Source organism: Streptomyces sp. 13-12-16, assembly GCF_002114215.1.
Lineage (GTDB): Bacteria > Actinomycetota > Actinomycetes > Streptomycetales > Streptomycetaceae > Streptomyces.
The window spans coordinates 1-1,114 of record NZ_NCTE01001129.1 but is presented as its reverse complement, the minus strand read 5'-3'; the positions used below and the strand labels follow the sequence as shown (position 1 = coordinate 1,114).

Sequence of the window (1,114 nt, the reverse complement as noted above, 5' to 3'; positions counted from 1 at the left end):
GCGTGAGGGGTGCCGCGGGTGCCTGCGCCTGCCCTCCGCCCGGTGTGGGGGCCGGTACGACGGACATGTGGCGGGCCACCGGGACGGCGCCGGTGCCGCGGTCGTGCGGCTGCGGTGCTGCGCCCTGTCCGCCGCCGTCGGTCCCCGGTTCCGTGCCGAGCAGTGCCTGCGGCACCACGAGCACGGCCTGGACCCCGCCGTAGATGTTGCTCTGGAGCCGTACGTGGATGCCGTGCCGCTTGGCGAGCTGGGAGACCACGAACAGGCCGATCCGGCCGTCGGCCAGCAGGCTGGCGACATGCACCTGGTCGGGGTCGGTGAGCAGCGCGTTCATCCGGTCCTGCTCGCCGACGGGCATGCCGAGGCCGCGGTCCTCGACCTCGACGGCGAGCCCGGAGGTGACGAGGTTGGCCCGCAGCAGCACCTGGGTGTGCGGGGCGGAGAACACCGTGGCGTTCTCGACGAGTTCGGCGAGCAGGTGGATGACGTCGGCGACGGCGTGTCCGCGCAGGGTTCCGTCGACGGGCGGCACGAGCTTGACCCGTGAGTACTGTTCGACCTCGGCGATCGCCGAGCGCAGCACCTCGGTCATGGAGACCGGGTTGCTCCACTGCCGCCGGGAGACGGCCCCGCCGAGCACGGCGAGGTTCTCCGCGTGGCGGCGGATGCGGGTGGCGAGGTGGTCGACGTGGAAGAGCCCCTTGAGCAGGTCGGGGTCCTCCATCTCGTTCTCCAGCTCGTCGAGGATGGAGATCTCGCGGTGCACCAGGGACTGCAGACGCCGGGCGAGGTTGACGAACACCTCGAGCTTCTGTTCGCTGCCGGTCTGGCTGGAGAGCTGGGACGCCTGTACGACGGCGTGGACGGCCCCGTCGTGCGCGCGGGCGAGGTCGGCGGCGAGCAGGTCGAAGTCGGCGTCGTCGTCGAGGGCGTCGGTCCGTTCGCCCGGTCGCCCGCGCGGGGGCGGGGCGTCGCCGCGGCGCAGTGCCTCGACGAGGGTTCCCAGGTCGGCCTCGCGCCGGGCGGTGCTCCGGCGCAGTGTGCCGATGCGGTCGCGCACGGACCGGGCGGCGCGGTCGGCGGCCACGGCGGCGATGACGATGCCGGCGAACGT

The 1,114-nt window shown here is 73.4% G+C and carries 1 protein-coding gene; it reads right to left on the bottom strand.

The genetic code is table 11. The features are described 5' to 3' along the window. Positions 1-1,114 (bottom strand): sensor histidine kinase KdpD (locus tag B7767_RS36395; RefSeq protein WP_256923691.1); only part of this gene is annotated, 1,114 nt, incomplete at both ends.